Raw genomic sequence first — 1538 nt, 5'->3', positions numbered from 1 at the left:
TGACTTATCGTAGGGAGGATTGGCGAAGTCCACTAGGAGCTGGGCGCAGAAGCTAGACAAGAAATACAATCACGGGTCCGTTGCGTTTAGTAACGGATTTTTTACATTATTTAGACAAAAAGTTAAACAAGTTACTTTATTTTAGAAGAAGGATTCGTTATAATAGATATTATTACTAGGTACTAATATCTTGTTATATAAAAAATAGGAGGCACAAAAAATGGCTCTTTCTTTAAATGGTAAAACGATTGTTGTTATGGGAGTTGCGAATAAACGTAGTATTGCATGGGGGATTGCACGTTCATTGCATGATGCAGGAGCAAACTTAATCTTTACGTATGCAGGTGAAAGATTAGAGAAGAGTGTTAAAGATTTAGCACACTCGTTGAATGAATCTTATGCTGTATTACCATGTGACGTAACAAGTGATGAAGATGTAAAAAAATGCTTCACAACTATTAAAGAACAAGTTGGCGTTATTCATGGCGTGGCTCACTGTATTGCATTCGCTAATAAGGAAGAATTGGTTGGAGACTATATGAATACAACTCGTGATGGTTTCTTACTTGCACACAATATAAGCTCATACTCATTAACGGCTGTTGCAAAGGAAGCTCAGGAAGTAATGACTGAAGGTGGTTCACTTGTAACATTGACGTATTTAGGTGGAGAAAGAGTTGTTATGAACTATAATGTAATGGGTGTAGCGAAAGCGTCTCTTGACGCAAGTGTGAAATACTTAGCTGCAGATCTAGGTAAGAAAAATATTCGTGTGAATTCTATTTCTGCTGGACCAATTCGTACATTGTCTGCGAAAGGAATTAGTGATTTTAATTCAATTCTTAAAGAAATTGAAGAAAGTGCCCCTCTTCGTCGTACAACTACTCCAGAGGAAGTTGGGGATACTGCATTGTTCTTATTTAGTAATCTATCTAGAGGTATTACTGGTGAAAACATTCATGTAGACTCTGGATTCCATATCATTGCTAGATAATAAGAAAACCGTCATCTTTCTTTATTAATGGACGTAATAAAAGGCTATTCATCTTATAGGTGAATAGCCTTTTTGTATAAAAAAAAATCCGTTTGTCCTTGCATAAAATAGTGTGTAAAGAATATGTATCGTAAAGAATAACTATTTTGTGCATTCCAGTTCGAACGTTAGGAGGGATATGATGGCTAAGGAACAGAACAATAAAACAAAGCATCCCTTTATGTATATAGTGCAACCAGACATTTCAATACCGCAATCTGATATGCAAGAACAATTTCGTACAAAAATTGATTCTGATGAGCCTAAACTTGAGGAAGTTCCATTAAGTGAAGTCTCTGATGAAATTCGGATAATAAGCAGAGAGAAGGTAAATGGCGAAAAAAAACTTGATAAAAAAAAAATAGAGAGTGAATTGAAAAAAGCCAATCGGAAGAATGAAGCAGGAGCAACAAAGGCGAAGATCAAAGTAGGAGAAGTTAGTACGAAGAACAAAGCGGAAGAAGTAAGTGTAAAGATTGAGCCAGTAGAAGTAAGTGGAAAGTTT

The 1538-nt window shown here is 35.7% G+C and carries 1 protein-coding gene and 1 pseudogene; both read left to right on the top strand.

Going from position 1 to position 1538, the window contains the following annotated elements:
* The first annotated feature begins 220 nt into the window (after nucleotides 1-220).
* Complete coding sequence (gene fabI, locus V7014_RS25635) at nucleotides 221-994, top strand: enoyl-ACP reductase FabI (protein ID WP_335511689.1); 774 nt, start codon at nucleotides 221-223, stop codon at nucleotides 992-994.
* Between the two features lie 181 nt (nucleotides 995-1175).
* A pseudogene (locus V7014_RS25630) lies at nucleotides 1176-1538 on the top strand (hypothetical protein); the annotation flags it as partial.

It is taken from the genome of Bacillus sp. JJ722 (assembly GCF_036963345.1).
Taxonomy (GTDB): Bacteria; Bacillota; Bacilli; order Bacillales; family DSM-1321; genus Bacillus_AD.
The sequence above is the reverse complement of the archived record's forward strand: the minus strand, read 5'-3'. Positions and strand labels throughout refer to the sequence as shown.

Excerpts from the sequence above, each read along its gene's own strand:
- fabI (WP_335511689.1), top strand. The coding sequence starts at position 221 with ATGGCTCTTTCTTTAAATGGTAAAACGATTGTTGTTATGGGAGTTGCG.